Source organism: Phycisphaerae bacterium (assembly GCA_024102815.1).
Classification (GTDB): Bacteria; Planctomycetota; Phycisphaerae; order UBA1845; family UBA1845; genus JAGFJJ01.
This window is the reverse complement of record JAGFJJ010000059.1, coordinates 36,639-53,381: the sequence shown is the minus strand read 5'-3', so window position 1 is coordinate 53,381 and position 16,743 is coordinate 36,639. Positions and strand designations below refer to the sequence as shown.

Annotated in this window: 9 protein-coding genes and 2 pseudogenes; 4 read left to right on the top strand and 7 right to left on the bottom strand. The window is 62.3% G+C overall.

From position 1 onward, the window contains the following. Positions 1 to 44 precede the first annotated feature (44 nt). The 4 genes from J5J06_14800 (at position 45) to J5J06_14785 (ending at position 7,926) form a co-directional block, all read left to right on the top strand. Entirely contained in the window at positions 45 to 1,403 is a 1,359-nt protein-coding gene (locus tag J5J06_14800) for a hypothetical protein (protein ID MCO6438360.1), read from the top strand. A gap of 704 nt (positions 1,404 to 2,107) precedes the next feature. Next, the gene (locus J5J06_14795) at positions 2,108 to 4,276 is read left to right on the top strand and encodes a S8 family serine peptidase (GenBank protein MCO6438359.1); all 2,169 of its coding nucleotides are present in this window, start codon (positions 2,108 to 2,110) and stop codon (positions 4,274 to 4,276) included. A gap of 916 nt (positions 4,277 to 5,192) precedes the next feature. After that, positions 5,193 to 6,347, top strand: a complete 1,155-nt coding sequence (locus tag J5J06_14790) for a hypothetical protein (GenBank protein MCO6438358.1) — start codon at positions 5,193 to 5,195, stop codon at positions 6,345 to 6,347. Between the two features lie 22 nt (positions 6,348 to 6,369). Beyond that, positions 6,370 to 7,926, top strand: coding sequence for a tetratricopeptide repeat protein (locus J5J06_14785; protein ID MCO6438357.1), 1,557 nt, complete (start codon positions 6,370 to 6,372; stop codon positions 7,924 to 7,926). 67 nt (positions 7,927 to 7,993) lie between these two features. On the opposite strand, the gene J5J06_14780 is transcribed toward J5J06_14785, so the two are convergent. The 7 genes and pseudogenes from J5J06_14780 to J5J06_14750 all read right to left on the bottom strand — a co-directional run bounded on the left by J5J06_14780 (position 7,994) and on the right by J5J06_14750 (position 16,726). Next, positions 7,994 to 8,746: a hypothetical protein gene (locus tag J5J06_14780; GenBank protein MCO6438356.1), complete on the bottom strand. Its 753-nt coding sequence runs from the start codon at positions 8,744 to 8,746 to the stop codon at positions 7,994 to 7,996. Positions 8,747 to 8,913: 167 nt separating this feature from the next. Next, the gene (locus J5J06_14775) at positions 8,914 to 9,426 is read right to left on the bottom strand and encodes a zf-TFIIB domain-containing protein (GenBank protein ID MCO6438355.1); all 513 of its coding nucleotides are present in this window, start codon (positions 9,424 to 9,426) and stop codon (positions 8,914 to 8,916) included. Between the two features lie 121 nt (positions 9,427 to 9,547). Continuing rightward, a complete protein-coding gene (locus J5J06_14770) occupies positions 9,548 to 9,856 on the bottom strand; it encodes a hypothetical protein (protein ID MCO6438354.1) in 309 nt (102 codons plus the stop codon). A gap of 942 nt (positions 9,857 to 10,798) precedes the next feature. After that, positions 10,799 to 11,284, bottom strand: a pseudogene (locus tag J5J06_14765) (class I tRNA ligase family protein). 1,044 nt (positions 11,285 to 12,328) lie between these two features. Continuing rightward, positions 12,329 to 13,060: pseudogene (locus tag J5J06_14760) on the bottom strand (class I tRNA ligase family protein). A 236-nt stretch (positions 13,061 to 13,296) separates the two neighbouring features. Then, a complete protein-coding gene (gene ftcD / locus J5J06_14755; GenBank protein MCO6438353.1) occupies positions 13,297 to 15,006 on the bottom strand; it encodes a glutamate formimidoyltransferase in 1,710 nt (569 codons plus the stop codon). Positions 15,007 to 15,292: 286 nt separating this feature from the next. Next, positions 15,293 to 16,726 carry a hypothetical protein gene (locus J5J06_14750; protein MCO6438352.1) on the bottom strand — a complete coding sequence of 478 codons (1,434 nt, stop codon included), beginning with the start codon at positions 16,724 to 16,726 and terminating at the stop codon, positions 15,293 to 15,295. Positions 16,727 to 16,743 lie beyond the last annotated feature (17 nt).

Genomic DNA, 16,743 nt, shown 5'->3' with positions numbered 1-16,743 from the left:
CGGAAATGGAAGGGGAAGTGGGTAGACTGATGAACCGGAATCGAATGTCAACGACACGGGCGATGCTCATAGCTTGTGTTTGTGTCTGGCACGCGGGATCAACGGTGGCGGATCCGCCGATCCAACCATTACCTTCTCCCGCTTTTTCATTCGATGCGAGTTCGCCGAAGGTGGCCGACGGACAGGTTCATGCGGATGCGCTTCTTGGACTCAATAACGAAGCACTCCAGGTCATGCGGGAAGGATGGGAATTCGGTCTTGGCCTCGCCGATGATGAGATCGACGGACTCTCACTGGCCAACAGTGACCACGTGCCCTCGGCCCGGTTCTCCCTGCTGTTCAGCGTCGATCGCTCTTCTCCAGGATTGGTGGCACCCGACGCGGAACTGGTCGCGCTGGGCATTCCCTACAACATCCAGGATCAGGCGGCACGAGGTCACGCCGGCGGCGACCAATTCCTGTCCACGGCCCTGTACTCCTTGACGCTTCCCGTCGAGAGTGACACGTGGAACAGCGTCCTCGTGCGGAATAACTTCGACGAAGGAGGCACGGACTTTGTCGCTGACCCACCCGTCAGCGCCTACGAGGTGGTTGTTGGCGCACCGCAGGATGACGTGGATGCCACGGTCGTTGCCGGGGAAGGAGATGAACTCTACTTTACGGTCTCTCGTGCATCGCCATCCCTCGCCGGCCTTCAGGGGCGGCCTTTCCCCAGCGGCGCTGATGTCTTCCGCTTCCTGCCTCCGGGGCGACGACTGGATCGGTCTTCCTCCACGAAGCCGTCGGATCCACCGCAGCCAGTAAACGGAGCCTGCCAGGCTGGCTGCGTTCAGCAGGCTAACGGCTATTACGGCGATTGCCGCAGCCAGGGAGGATCCGTCGAAGGCTGTGCCGCGGGGGCACACGCCTTGTTGGACGACTGCCTGCAGACAACGTGTGCAATAACGCCGCCCGCTCCACCCGGCCTTTATGCCACTGCTGTCGAACTGGGACTGGTTCCCGACGATGACGTCGACGCACTTATCGTATTTGATACGAACGGGAACGGGTTGTTCGATGGCGATGACACGGTGCTCTTCTCGCTGACGGCCGATTCTCCATCCTTGACTTCCATTCCCGGGGTCAGCATCAGCGCGGGAGCTGCCGATGTTTTTGTCGTGCAATTCGGCGATCCGGGCCCCGCGCTGTTCGCTGCCGCCACGGAGCTGGGACTCGGAGACTCGCAAGACAACATCGACGCCCTTGATTACCTGATCTGCGATGATTCCGCTGTTTGCGCCCTCACGCACGGCATTCGGGCCAATGACGCCATACCAGCCGCCTCCCAGTGGGGACTGCTAATCATGGCCCTGGGCTTGATGACGATGGGCGCGGTCATTGCGAGGTCAACAAGGTACGCCTGACATGTTCATGTGGGCCCGCAGCTGAGATTCCGCGGCCAGGTCTCCGCGTCAGGCCAGCGCCGCTTTCAGAAGTAAATCAAACGTCCTCAACGGCAGAAGGTTTCACCTTGTCGGCCCGAAATCAATGGCACGCGAGGGCGGGGCTTGCCGGCACGTCCGAGCGATGGGTTCCATGACCTGATTACCTGGGCAACGGGAGAGATTTCGAGGTAGCGCATTGCCATCAGTGTCTGGCTGAAGCCTGAAACGGCACCTACACGGCGCGAACAGCCGGAGTGGGTGGCGAAAGCGAATCTCCGCAGGGCATGGAAGGGCTGTCGGTCAATAAGCCCATACTCGATAGCGCATCGCGTAACCTCGCCATTCTGGTTCATGTTGAGCTTCTCCAGAATTCGAAGGCCAAATGTGCTGATGGTCTTGACGCTCAAGCCGAGAGAATCGGCGAATTCGCCTGCGCTCCGCCGGCCGACTTGCCTCGTTGTTGTAGCCTGCCGCTCCAGCTTGAATCGCCCGAACCACACCGCCGAGGTAAGGAGAACGCCTCGAGACGACCGAGAATTTTGTTGACAATCCGCGTCGAATTCGCTAAGGGGAAATCAGCCTATCGGGATTGCGTCAGCACGTCTTTACTTTTATTTGGGATCCGGGCTGTCTCTCAGCGCGGCCGCGGGTTGGGTCAGAACATCCTGTCTGGAGGAAACACGATGACGTTGCATGTCTGGTCAGCGAACGGTGTGCGCGGTGCGCTCTCGGCTGTCGCGCTCGCAGGGATACTGTTGTCTCTCAATACGGTGATGGCGGCGCCTCCGGCAGTTGCGACCGATCCGGCCGCAATCGCAGCCGAACAGGCAGGTCACGAGATTGCCGCGGCCCGGGCCCAAGGGCGGGTCAGCGTTCTCGTTTATTTGGAGGAGCAGCCCGGCAAGGCAGACACCCGCAATAGCGTTCGGGCGTTCGCGCAGCAGAACCAGGCGGTGGTCAAGCATGAGTATCGTTCTGTTCTGCCCAACGTCATCAACCTGCGTAATCTGCCCGAGGGCCAGATCAAGGCTCTCTTGCAAATGCCTGGCGTCACGCGCGTCGAACTCGACGAGTATCACCCCAATCTTGTCAACCTGCATGACGCGACGCCACTCGTGCGGGGCCTGCAGAGCCAGATCTCGGCAGCGGGCTTCTCCGTCGATGGAACCGGTGTCCGCGTCTGCGTCGCGGATACAGGTATCGATTCGGATCACATCATGTATGCCGATCGAATTGACAGCACTGCCGGCCACGACTTCTACAACAACGACAGCAACCCGGAAGATGACAATGGTCACGGCTCGCACGTGTCCGGCATCGCGGTCGGCGGTACTGGTCTGGTCGTCGACTTCGGATGCGGCGCCGGACCGCAAGACTTTCAAGGCATGGCCCCCGGCGCCACGCTGATCGGCGTCAAGATTCTCAACAGCTTCGGCGGTGGGTTCGACAGCGATATCATCGCGGGAATCGATTATTGCGCTGATCAGACCGCTTCCGGTGCCCGGGCCGATGTAATCAATCTCAGCATTGGCACCGGAGCCTACTCCGGGCTTTGTACGCATCCGTGGGCAGTCGCTGCGAACAACGCGGTGGCCAACGGTGTGGTCGTCGTCGCGGCGTCCGGCAACGAGAACAATGCCAACGCGATGGGCTCTCCCGCCTGCGGCGTCGACGTGATTGCCGTCGGTGCGACGTACAAGGCCGACTATCCGACCTGCGAGGATAACACCTCGAATTTCAACTGGGGAATCTGCATTGACTTCTCTCCCGTGGAGGATCAGGTTGTCTGCTTCAGCAATGAAAGCGACTATCTCGATGTCACTGCGCCCGGCTCGGTGATCTGGTCGGCCAGCAACGCAGCCGGCGGATCGTCGATCGTGGGCGAATCCGGAACAAGCATGGCTTCGCCCATGGTTGCCGGCTTGGCGGCCTTGATCCTCGACGCCGATCCCAACCTTACGCCCGCACAAGTCCGTCAGATCATCCGCGATGGCGCCATCGATCTTGGACCGGCCGGCTTTGACCGCGCCTATGGTTGGGGGCGGATCGACGTCATCAACTCGCTGGCTCTGGTCACGCCGTGTCAGAACAACGGGGATTGCGACGACGGGTTGTTCTGTAACGGAGCCGAGACTTGCTCAGCCGGCTCCTGCCAGGCCGGAACCGATCCGTGCCCCGGTCAAGGTTGCGACGAGGTGAGCGACACCTGCGTCCCACTCGTTTGCAATAACGACGGAACCTGCAACTCGGGTGAGGACTGCAATAATTGCCCTGCCGATTGCATCAGCGGTTCGACGAGCGGCGCCGTTTGTGGCAACGGTGTCTGCGAAGCGGGCAACGGCGAAGATTGCGTCAGCTGCCCGGCTGACTGCAACGGCGTACAAGGCGGCAAGCCCAGCGGCCGGTTCTGCTGCGGCGACGGCGATGGCACCAACCCCGTGGGCTGCGGCGACAGCCGCTGTTCCACTGGCGGCTGGATGTGCACGAACGATCCGGTCAGTGGCGGTTCCTATTGCTGCGGCGACTTCGTCTGCGAGGGCGCCGAAGACAGTTTCAATTGCGCGATCGATTGTGGCGCGGCCCCCTACTGCGGAGACGGCAACTGCGACGCCGGTGAGGACGAATGCTCTTGTCCGGCCGACTGCGGTGCGCCGCCGTCCTCGGAGGCAGGGCTCTGCACGGATGGCGTAGATAACGATTGCGATGGCAATGCGGACTGCAATGATCCGGATTGCGGCGCCGATCCGGCCTGCCAACAGGTGGATTGCTCGCAGTTCGGAGACAAGACCTCTTGCAACGCTCAGGCCCAGTGCCGCTGGGACAACAGGGCCAAAGTCTGTATCCCCAAATAGGGGTGGATTTGCTCACCATCGGTGAAAACCGAGCGACGGATTTGTCGCGACGAACAGGCGGGGTTGCCAAACGGCAGCCCCGCCTTGTACTTGGCCCTCTCCCAGGACCTCGGTCGGTAAACACTGCCATTGCTTCAGGCGCCCGTCTTGGAGCCCCGTCCGTCCTTGGCCGGAGCGCCCGGATTCGCAACAGGCATGCCAAGATCCGTTCCTTCCGTCAGTCAATTTAGTCCAGAAAACCGGAGCGCGCCGGGTCTGGTCGGCATATACCGTACTGGCGAACAAGCGAACTCCTGTGGTGGTTGCGAGGAACACGCAACCACTTCGGTTCGGGCACCGGCGCGTTGGCACTTCTGATCCCCGACCTCGAAATGCCGCGCGCCCGGTGCCCTTTTTTCTTCGCATTCGACACCGAACGCATCATCGGCAAGTCGAGTCGGCCCGGCTGAATGTCGCCCCCCTCGGAAGCGTTTCAATCCGCGTCAGCGGAACACAAACCATTGTGTTTTCTGGGTTACCGCCAGGCGTTCGCTGCCAAGAGAACGGCTCACAGCGCGAATCCACTGCTCTGCCGGAGTTGCGCCGGAGGTTGAGGATCAATTGTTCCGGTTTGCTGAGTCGACATCGCAAGTCCGGAATTTCGTTCGCATCGAGTGCCTTCGCCATCGAGCGATTCCTACCGCCCCTGATCGGTTTCGAGATTCCGACTTATCACCCGATTTTCTCAGTGGCGCATGCTTCCAATGCGCACCTAGAAGTACGAGAGCCTTATTCGAGGCCGGATACCGCGAGTTGATAGCCGTGACGCGAAGCGCTGGGAGTGCGCACGAAGCGGGCTAAAAGTACAGCGAGAGGCGGTGCCAAGATCATGTGTAGGCGTGTTTCTGATTCAATCAAACCTGCTGTGTTCTTTTTGATGATCAGCACCTGCGGGGTCTCCCGGTCGAATGGCGACCCCCCGCTGCTGCGGGCCGGAGGAGATCGCCTCGGTCGCAACGGCACGACCTGCGAGCCCGTCCTCGGATCTCCGCCGAAGCAGAATGCGTCGGACACCATTCTCATGAGCGTGGGCTGCTGGAATTCATCGACGCCCTGCTCGAGACGGAACGCGTGGTCGCGCTGTTTCACGGCCGTCGAGGCATCCCAGGTCGATGCGGTGGTCTTCGGAGTGCTGGAAGCGGGCGTACAGCCCTGGGATGTCACTATCCGGATCTGGCAGGACGATGACGGGGCCTGTCCACCTTCGTCCACAGCGACGGCCACACTGTCACGGGAGCAACATCTCACGATTACCAGCGGTGATGTCGGACGGTTGGTCAGGGCCTCACTGGATTCGCCCCTCTATCTTGAGGCCGGAGAACACGTCATCGCGGAAGTGGAGGCTCCGGACGGCTGCGCCGACGTCGGCCCCGGAGGGGTGTTCTTCCTCGGAATGAACCGCGGGGGCGAAACGGCTCCAAGTTATATTCGCGCGGATGCTTGTTCCATTCCGGATTGGACGGCCTTAGCCGATATCGGGGCAAATGACGTAAGCCTGGTGCTCTACCTCAGCGGTCCCGTAGCGGAGCCGGACTGCAATTCGAACCAACTCCCCGATGACTGCGAGATCGAAGCCTGCGACGGACGATTGTCCTGCTCGGATTGCAACGGCAATGGTATCCCCGACGGCTGCGATTTCACCCGGTCGTCGATCACGAAGTTCTCCACCTTCGGAGCGGTGCCCGAGGACATCGCCGAATCCAGGGGTAACTACGCACCGGGGTTCTACGTCCCGGACGCCAATGCAAACGCGCTCTGGCGTGTCGAACCCGAAGGATCGGCCGCAACTCCGTTTGGCGGCGGGCTGGCAAGTCCTATCGGAGCGGTTTTTGTCCCGGATGAGTTTGGCGGACATGGGTGGCGACTGTTCATCGCCAATTCGAACGATCCGCAAGCGGCAAATCAGGCGGACATTCTTATCGTCGGACCTGACGAATCCGTAAGCGTCTTTGCCGACGTCGAACTCACCGACAACGGAACGGGCATGACCGGCCTCGCCTATCTTCCGGTTTCGGCGGGTGGACTAGATTGAGGGGGAAAGGTCACTCGGCGTCTTGCTCTATCAGGTCGTCACCGGACGGTTTCCTTACGATGTATCGGGACCTCCTCGTGAGGCAATGGACCAGATCCTGACCTCCGACCCGCAGCGCCCCTCACTCCGCCAGAAAGGGCTCGATGACGAGATCGACACAATCGTACTGAAGTGCCTCAGCAAGGATCGGGAGAGGCGATACCAATCCGCCGGTATGCTTGCCCAGGATCTGCAACGGTACCTCCGTGGAGAGGCCATCGACGCGCGCCGCGACTCCAGCTGGTATGTGTTCTCCAAGACCCTCAGGCGACATCGCGTATCCCTGGTCGTCGTGATCGCATTCATGGTGACCATCATCCTGGGATTGGCCATTTCCCTGCACCAGTGGAGGCGCGCCGAAAGAGAGCTCACACGTGCCAACCAGATCAAGAGCGTCCTTCTTCAAGTGTTCGACACGGTCGATCCCGCCGTCGCACAGGGACAGGACACCACGCTGCTCCGGCACATGATGGAGCTGGCCGAGCAGCAACTCACTCCGGATCTGGACGCGCTGGTCGAGGCCGATCTGCGCAATACGCTCGGCATGGTGTACTCGTCGCTGGACGACCTGGAGCGCGCTAATTCGAATTACACAAGAGCGCTGGAACTGCGCCGAGGGGCGCTCGGCGACAGCCATCCGTTGACCGCGGACTCGATCCACAACTTGGGAAAACTGAGATTCCAGGAGAGAAGATATGAGCAAGCGTTTGAACTCTTCGAGGAGGCGCTCGTCGCGACGCGAAGGTCCTTGGGAGAGAATCACCCCTACGTCTACAACGTGATGAACGACATGGCACAGACTCTTCCATTGCTTGGCGATCCGGAAGCCGCCCTGCCGCTTCAACGCGCCGCCTTGGAGGGGTACGAGGCCGCGTTAGGCGACGATCACCCCAGCACGTTGGCCGCCATGCACAACATGGGCATGTTGCTGCGCAAGCTGGGGCGACTGGAGGATGCTGAGCTGTATTATCGGCGCGCCCTGCCCGGGCTTCGCCGGGTTCTGGGAAACGATGATCCCACGACCCTGGCATCCATCAACAACCTCGGCTTCCTGATGCGCAAATTGGATCGGCCTGAGGAGGCGGAGACCTACTACCGGGAGGCCCTGAGTCTTCGCCAACAGACCCTTGGTCCCGACCACGAGGCCACGCTGATCTCTATCAACAATCTGGCCGGATTGCTTCTGGACACGGGAAACGTGCAGGAAGCGGAATCGCTGCTTCGCGAAGGCGAACCCGTTGCCAGGAGGCGCTGGGCGGACAGCGGATTGCTCGGGGTCTATCTGACCAAGCTCGGAACCGCGCTGAGTCATAATGGAGCATCTGCCGAAGCGGAGAACATTCTGAATGAAGCGTACGAGTCTCTCATCGCGAACTACGGACTGGAGCATCGCCACACGCTGAAGGCCGTCTCGGCCATCGCAGACCTTTACCAGTCCTGGAATCGCCGGGAGCCTTCCGACGAGCGCGAAGCGCTCGCCGCGGAATGGCATGCCCGACTCGCGCAACCAGACACGAACGGCGATAGCGAATCACGCTGAGTTTCAACCCGGACATCCAACCCGAATCGAGAGCCGCTCCCTGGAATCTCCGGAGTGCGAAGAGCGATCAGGTGGACTCACCGCGGAGGATCTGAATCAGGCCGATCGTGCCGCGGACCAGCAAGCTGATTAGCAAGAGAAGGAGCAGCGCCGCAAGGGTAAGGTTCAAGACCGCCCAAGCCTGCTGGACACGGAGGTCGTCGACGGCGGCGAACGCCTGGAGCGTGGCACCGGCGATGCCCATCACGACAATGGCACCGAGCGCTCCGCGGAGGTTTCCCGGAAATGGAGCGCAGCGGACGGCCAGACAAACCAGCAGATAGATGAACATCCACGTCTGCCAGCGGGCGAGATCGGCCCGGGCGATGGATCCCACGAACCCTTCCACCAGCGAAACCAGATCGCGAAGGAGCTGCCAGAAGGCCGCCACGGACAAAGGCAAGTCGGGGGCAACACCACTGCCGGAGGCTCCGCCGACTACCGGTCCACCGAAAGCCCGGGCGACGAAGTAAATGGCGAGGGCGCAGGCCAGGAGCGGGAGCAGGCCGATGATGACCGGCCCGACGACGGGGATCTTTGGATCGGGATGCGTGGTATTCTCCGGGGCACCGGATTCATCGTTCTTGTAGAGCGTGGTATTGGTGATGGTCGCTCCGGTTACCAGCAAGCCGAGGACGTGGCCGATGAGAGCGACGAGCGTCCCGGGAAGGAGCAGCGTGTTGAGCACCTTGGGCTTGACCATGCCGCTCCAGAGCTGATGCACGCCCCAAGCGGTGAGGACGATGATGAGTAGCCAGAAAGTGAGGGCGATATAGGTCATTTCGGTCGACCTGCTTCCCTTGCCTTCCCAAGAACGCCCGCAATGCGCGCGGATTCACATCGGGGAGGTTGCGGTAAGTATCGGCGGAGAGGAACGAAATGGAGCAGGGATTCTGCGGGGCGCGCCTCGCGGGTGGCCGGTCGGGCCTCGACTCCAAACCGGGAAGCTCATCGCTCCAGGAGATCGATCACACCGTTGACGAGGGCATTCATGAACGGGATGCCGGCGAGGTTGAAGCAGGTGCGCTGTTCGACGTCGGCCGCGACCTGGCGGAGGCGCTTGGCGTATTTCTTCAAATCGTCGGGCAATTGATCCTCCCAATGCTCGACGAGCATCTGCACTTTCTCCATCTCGTCGGCATCGAGCCAGATGCCGCCGCAGCCGGTGCAGCGGTCGATGACGATGCCGCTGTCGCCGCCGTAATTGACGGCGTCGGTGGTGTCGCCGCACTTGGGACAGCGCAGGTCTCGATCGGCATCGGCGAGTTTTACGCCCGTGATCTTGGCCGCAGCAGTGACGGCGCGGCGTTCGTTCTCGCCAAAACGGGCCTCGCGGGCCCGCGTGACGTGCAGCAGCTCGCCGGGATCGAGCCACTCGCCCCGGCAGGCATCGCAGGTCTCGATGGTGATGCCTTCGTAGACGACCGGCCGAAGCGTGCTCTGGCAGGCGGGGCATTGCATGGGGAAAGCGTACGGGACACGAAAGCGGGAATCAAGGGGAGGGAGTAGCCACGGAGCCACGAAGCGACGAAGCCACGGAGGGGAAGAGTGGCAATGGGGCAACGATTTGCGGGTCAGGGATTCAGCCGCCGAGTTCGGTGAGGTGCGCTCGCATCGTTTCGCGCTGGGCGAGGAGCTGCTCCAGTCGGTCGCGCTCGGCCTGGACGATTTCGGGCTTGGCGTTGCTCACGAAGGCGGCGTTGGAAAGTTTCTTTTCTTTTCCCTCGATCTGCTTGTCGAGGTCCTGGAGCGCCTTGGTGGTTCGCGTCCGGTCGGCCGCGTCGTCGCTGATGCCGTGGACGTAGATGCGCATGCCGTGGACGGAGACGCTGCCGGCGTTGGCGGGACGCCTGGCGGCGGGATCGACGTGCAGCGTGCCAATGCCGGCCATGTGGCGGACGATGTGAGCGTTGGCGCGGAAGGCGTCGGCTTCGGCGGTGGCCGGAGCGACGGTCACGTCGAGCTTGTCCCTGGGCGGCACGTTGCAGCTCAATCGCAAGTCGCGCACGCCGCGGGTGGCGTCTTGCAAGCGCTCGAATGTCGTGAGCGTTACTTCGTCCTCAAGCGCCGGATAGCCTTCGAACGGCGGGAACGCGGCCAGAACGAGTTGGTCGCAAGACGGCGCATCCGCCAAGCCGGGCAAGCCACGCTGGGGCACGACTTCGTTCAAGTGCTGCCAGAGGCGCTCCGTAATGAACGGGACCGTGGGATGCAGTAGGCGAAGACTCTGGTCGAGGCAGTAGGCAAGGACTTGGCGGGCAATGGCGGCGGAGTCGGGACGCGACGTTGATCCCGGCGCGTCGGCGCGGGCTGGAGCCTGCGGCGCGCTGGAGAGGCGGGCCTTGGTGAGTTCGATGTACCAGTCGCAGAGGGAGTCCCAGAAGAAGTCGCGGAGTTCCTTGATCGAGGCGGAATACTGGTAGTGGGTGATCAGTTCGTGGTAGCGGCGGACGGTCCGGGAGAGGCGGGCGAGAATCCAGCCGTCCTCGGGGAGCAGGTCGCTGATGTCAAGCTTGTGGCACTGGGTGCCTTCGAGGTTCATCAGGGCGTAGCGAGCGGCGTTCCAGAGCTTGTTGCAGAAGTTGCGGCCGAGGTCGAACTTGTCGGAGGTTTCGCGGGTGACGGCGAGCTCGGTCTTGGTGGCGTCGTCGGCCCACTGGGTAGCGAATTCCTTGGCGCAGTCCTTGTTGGTGCAGGTGACGCGCTTGAGGTCTGCGGGCTGGAGCTTGCGTTCGAGCCTCTGGCCGCGAGACTTCCGCGACTGCTCCTCTTGTTTGATGGCTTGGCTCTGATCGACGAGCGTGGAGCAGTGCGGGCAGACGTACTCCACGGGCATACGGATGTCCTGCGTCTCCGTGGTCATGTCGGCCATGGTGTAGCGGAGGGCGTCGGCGCCGTGGGTGTGGATGATGTCCACGGGGTCCACGCCGTTGCCCTTGGACTTGCTCATGGTCTCGCCGCGGCCGTCGAGGATCTTGGGGTGGATGTAGACGTGGTCGAAGGGAACTTTCCCGATGGAATAAAGCCCGAACATCACCATGCGGGCGACCCAGTTGGTGATGATGTCGCGGGAGGTGATGAGCACGGATGTAGGGTAGTATTGGCGCAAGTGCGGCGTGTCGTCGGGCCAGCCGAGGGTGGAGAAGGGCCAGAGGGCGGAGGAGAACCAGGTGTCGAGGACGTCGGGGTCACGTTGAATCCCAGTTTCCCCTTCGCAAATAACCTTGGTTAAACCAAATGCCTCCTCTGTCGCTTGGGGAAATCCAGAAGGACATTCAAGCGCAACTTGCCGCGCCGCGCCTGGAGACCATTCTTTCATTCCTAGGCTGTTATGAAATTCGGTGAACTTCTCGAAAGCAAGCTCGGATTCATGGCTGCGAGTACAGAAGCGAAGCTGGCAGTCGCCCGGCAACTCGGGTCGGGCCACGTAAACGGCATCCCGCTCGCCCACCGCAGACAAGTAGAAATCTAACGCCTGCTCCAGCTGATTCCTGATGTGTTCAGAAATCCCGGCAGAGTTGTTGGAGTCCACACCGTTAAAGAGCCTAGCGTCCGGTGTTAACGTCCAGACAGATATCCTATGTCCCCACCACAATTGCCTGCTGATACACCAGTCGCGTTTTTCACTGAGCCAATCGAGGTAGCTCTTGGCGTAACGATCGGGAAAGACGCGAACGCGCCCGTCATGGACGGCGTCCATCGCCGCCTGGGCGAGGCCAGGAGTTTTCGAACCATCGCCAAGCGATATAGATTCAGCACCGTCTCCGGTGCGGACGAACCACTGATCCGAAAGAAACGGCTCGATCGGGGTCTTGCTGCGGTCGCTGTGGCCGAGTTCGATGTCGCGGTCTTCGACTTCCTGGAGGAGGCCGCGGGCGTCGAGATCGGCGACGACCTTGGCGCGGGCCTCGGTCGCGAAAAGGAGTCCGGCGTATTCGGCGCTGTGGGCGTTTTCGGCGGAGCCGGAAAGGACCGGAGCTGCGCCGGGGTCGGGCTCGATGATCGGAGCGACTCTGCCGTCGGGCGAGAGCACGCTGATCATGGGAAGATTGGGCTCACGGCGCACGGCAACCTGGTAGTCGTTGGGATCGTGGGCGGGTGTGATCTTCACGCAGCCTGTACCGAGCAGCGGGTCGGCCCATTCGTCGGCAATCAGCGGAATGCGGCGCTCGACTAGTGGCAAGCGAATCTGCCGGCCGTCGCGGGCCATGGCGGCGAGGGTTTCTAGCAGTTCCAAATGCGATTCACGGCGGGCGCGAACCTGTTCGATACGGGCTTCGATCTCGGGCCTTTCCTTCGCAGGCGCGGAAACCAGCGCGGCGGAGAGTTCGCTTTCGCGCTTGTCGAGAACCTCGCGGGGATTGGGGCAAACGGCAACTGCCGTATCGCCGAGCATGGTTTCGGGGCGCGTCGTGGCGATGACCACGTGCTCGGGCTCGCCGGGGCGCGGGTCGATCACCGGATAGCGGAAATACCAGAACTTGCCCTTGACGGCTTCGTAATAGATTTCGTCGTCGGCGACGGCGGTCTGGAGCTCGGTGTCCCAGTTGACGAGGCGCTTGCCGCGGAAGATAAGGCCGTCGCGGAAGAGGTTGAAGAACTGCTGGCGGACGGCGCGGGCGAGGCCGTCGTCGAGGGTGAAACGGTTGCGTTCCCAGTCGCAGGAGCAGCCGAGGAGCTTGAGCTGGCTGAGAATGCGGCGCTCGTATTCGCCCTTCCATTCCCAGATTCGGCGAACGAGCTCGTCGCGGCCGAGGTCGTGGCGGCTCTTGCCTTCCTGTTCGCGGATGCGGCGCTCGACCACGGCCTGGGTGGCGATGCCGGCGTGATCGGTTCCGGGCTGCCAGAGTGTATTGAAACCGCGCATGCGGTAATAGCGCACCAGGATGTCCTGAAGCGTATTGTTCAGGGCGTGGCCGAGGTGCAAGGCGCCGGTGACGTTGGGAGGCGGGATGACGATGCAGAAGGTGCGCTCGCGGGGCGTGGGCGGGTCCGTCCGGGATCGGAACGCCCCACTGTCTTCCCAGGCCTGGTAGACCGGGCCTTCGACGGTCCGGGGGTCGTAAACGGGTTCGAGAATGGTGCGATCGGTCATGATGCGTTCGGGTCCAAAGTTGGGTCGCCGACGGCGACCCTCGCGGAAGCACGATATTCGGGTTCGAAACGTGTGAAGGTAGGTAGGCGGCGGAAAAAGTCAATTGGAGGAAGCCACAAGGCGACGTAGCGACAAAGCCACAAAGGGTGCGAGGCGAGCGGCGGGCAACAGGAGGAACAATCCCTGGCAGGAGTCACGCAAATCCGTGTGCCACTGATCTTGAGCAGTTTCCCGCACTACGACTCCGCAATCTTGCGGCTCACGATTTCCAGGATCTCTCGCTCACGGGCAACGGCGCGGTCCTGCATATCGCGGCCGCGCTTGAGGCGGTCGTCCATCCAGGCCTTGTCCTTCACGCCGGAGGCGTTGATCTGCACGTTGAGGTAGGCGCCCATGACGGCCGACCGGGCGGCAAGGGCTCCGACACCGGCGTCGGACACGGAGTTGGGATTGCCGATCTCGGCCATGGCGCGAATGACGTCCATGGCGGCCAGTGACACCTCCATGACCCGGAAGGGCATGTTGATGGCCTGCTTCGTGGCCTGTTCGATGGCAGCGCTTCGGGCCTGCTTCTCCTCCTCCGAACTCTTGGGCAAACCGAACGCGGCCATGAGGTCGTTGAAGGCGTCGGTGTCGGCGTCGATGAGGTGGAGCAGCTCGTCGTGACAGGCCTTGCCCTTCTCGGCCCAGTCGGAGAATTCCTCCCAGCGATCGTCCCAGCCGCGCTTGTGGGCGGAGAGGTTGGCGACCATGGTAGCGAGTGCCGCGCCCATGGCACCCATCGAGGCCGATATGGAACCGCCGCCGGGCGCGGGCGATTCGGAAGCGGTCTCGTGGACGAACCCTTCGAGGGTGAGATCGACGAGACGTTTCTTCTTAGCCGCCCCACCGGATTTGGCGGCGATGGCGTACTCGATGATCTTTTCTTCGGGCTTGAAGGGATAGAGGTCGTCGAGCCCGAGCGACTTCACGGCAATCTTGATGATCTCGTCGTCCGCGATGCCGGTAGAGCGCTGTTGCTTGCGGAGGAAATACTTGCCGGCGTCGAGCATAGCCTTGAGGGGGACGAGGCCGACGAGTTCCGAGCCGGTGACGCGGATGCCACGGGACTCGGCCTTGCGACAGCACTCTTCGAATGCGACATGCACGGGAGTCACGCCAAGATTCGTCAAGTTGATGGAGATCTGGGCGACGCCGTACTCCTCGATGAACCAGCCGATGGCCTTGACGCACTTGAGCGAGCCGGGGATCCAGACGGTGTTGCCCTTTTCGTCCTTGACGATGGGGCCGGTGAGAGGATTGCCCTCGCGCTTCTGTCGGCCTTTCTCGCGGATGTCGAAAGCGATGGCGTTGGCCCGGCGGGTCGAAGTCGTGTTGAGGTTTACATTGTAGGCAACGAGGAAGTCGCGGGCACCGACGGCGGTGGCACCGGACCGGGTATTGAACTTGGCTGGGCCGAAGTCGGGCTTGCCTTCGGGTCGGGCGAGCTTGTCGGGCAGGCCCTCGTATTCTCCAGCGCGAACGTACGCGAGGTTGCGACGCTCGGGGCGGGTGGCGGCGTTTTCGTAGCAGTAGATCGTCAGCCCGACTTCCTCGCCGAGCCGCTCGGCGAGCCTGTGGGCGAACGGAACTACCTCGTCCATGGTGATGTCGGCGACAGGGACGAGCGGGCAAACATCCATGGCCCCGAAGCGGGGATGCTCGCCCTTGTGCTTGCTCATGTCGATGACTTCAGCCGCCTTACGTCCCGCACGGATGGCGGCCTCGATGACAGGCGCGGGTGGGCCAACGAATGTAACCACGGTGCGATTGGTGGCTTTGCCGGGGTCGACGTCCAGCAAGGTGACGCCGTCGACGGATTCGATGGCGTTGGTGATCTGCTTAATCACGGCCGGGTCACGGCCTTCGCTGAAGTTGGGAACGCATTCGATCAGGGGTTGCTTCATCGGATGAAATCCCTTCGCGAAAATCAGGCCGTCGTGCGGGTCACGCCCGAAATCGATCACGATCGGATCGGCGACTGCACATCGGCAAGGTAACTACTGCGGCGAACGTAACCGGTCTTGGAGCGTCAATCAAGGCAGGGTGCGAATGTGCGTGGGCAGGTCGACGTCGCGCCCGGAGGTTTGGCTGAACATTTCCGAAGGACAGATAACGCGATCTTGAACATCGCAGCGCGCGACAGTGTGGGCCAATCCGGGACGGCTCGCACAAGATGCGATAGAGACCGGTTCAACGGGCCGCCGCGGCTGCCAAGTTCGCGCAGCGGGTGCGCAAGCGGTCGGCGTGCGGGCAGTTCGAGCGAAGGCGCAGCCACTGGTCGCACCACGCCTGGGCGCGGGCGACGTCGAATTGCGCATTGATGAGCAATTGGTCAACGGCTTGGCGGACGACGTCGTCGAGGGCGACGCGGTTGGCGTGACCGTTGGCGAAACTGGCGTCGCCGGTGCGGCTGAGCTCGAGGGCGTGCTCGAGAGCGAAGAGCCCGTCGCCTCGGACGGCGCCGCGAAGGAGATCAAGCAGAATAGGCGAGGTCAAGTCACGATGGTCGGAACACTTCATCCAGGCATCGAAGGCACTGGGCCAGAGTGAAGCGTTCGCCTCCCAGGAGGCGGTGCGGATCCGGCCGGTGATTGTGCGAACAGCACCGTCCACGAGTTCACGGGCGATGGAGCCTTCGGCCGTGATGCCCCGGTGCGGGGCATGCTGAACGATAGCACTGAGAAGCGCGTCGCCTTCAAGTCGGGGCAGATCATCGATCTGCATGAACAGCCGGGCGACGCACTCGCGTCCGCCGGGGCTGCAATCGCGGAAGGGTCGGCTGGTGCGCCGGGCGAGTCCAACGAAATCACCCCTCTGCCAATGCCGTTCCACGAGTGTCACCCAGGCGTGCTGCGTTGACGCGGGCGGCGGCGTCACGACGGGGTCGAGGAATTCGATCTTCTGGCCGCTGGTTCGAACGCGAGCCTTGCCGTCGTCGTCATGGAGAACGTTCAGCCGATGGCAGCGGCTGACGGAGAATTTCAGCCCGGCGGCAAGTGATAGTTTGGTCCGTAGCGGCGCAGGGACAGCCAGCAGGAACGCCTCAGCCGTGTCGATCCAGTGATTGTCGAGGTTGACGATCAAGGGCACGTCAACGAGCAATTGGCTGAGCACGTGTCTGCGAAGTGGCTCTGCAATCGACTCGTGTAGCATGCCGCCCCCGGCGCTGTCGGGATCGGCGGTGACTTCCAGGTTGAGTTCATCGAGAACGGCGGGCGGTTTCAACTGCGGTTCAGTCAGCCCGGCGTCGATCATGGCCCGCCAGATGTTGAGCGGGTTGAATCCGCATTGTTCGAGGGTCTCGGGTGCGACGATCACGTTGTGCGTGTAGATGCGGTGTCCGCCGCGGCCGGTGTGCTCGTTGCCGGCGAAGCAGGAGAGCGCAATACAAAGGCGGCCCGTCGGCAGCGCATAGAATGCGGCGGCGAGCGGGTCGCCGGGGACTTCACCCTCGTCAGCAGCCGGCGCGCAGAGACCCTCGTGCGAGGGCGAAAGGCGCGTGATGGCCTGTTTCTCTTCGGGACGCAGGCCGCGGCTGGCGGCGATGATACGGTAGCCTTCGCCCATCGGCGTTCGGATGGACGTGAAAATGGCCTGATCGCACGCGATCGAATTTCGTGCCATGACTCGCGGCCTCGCTA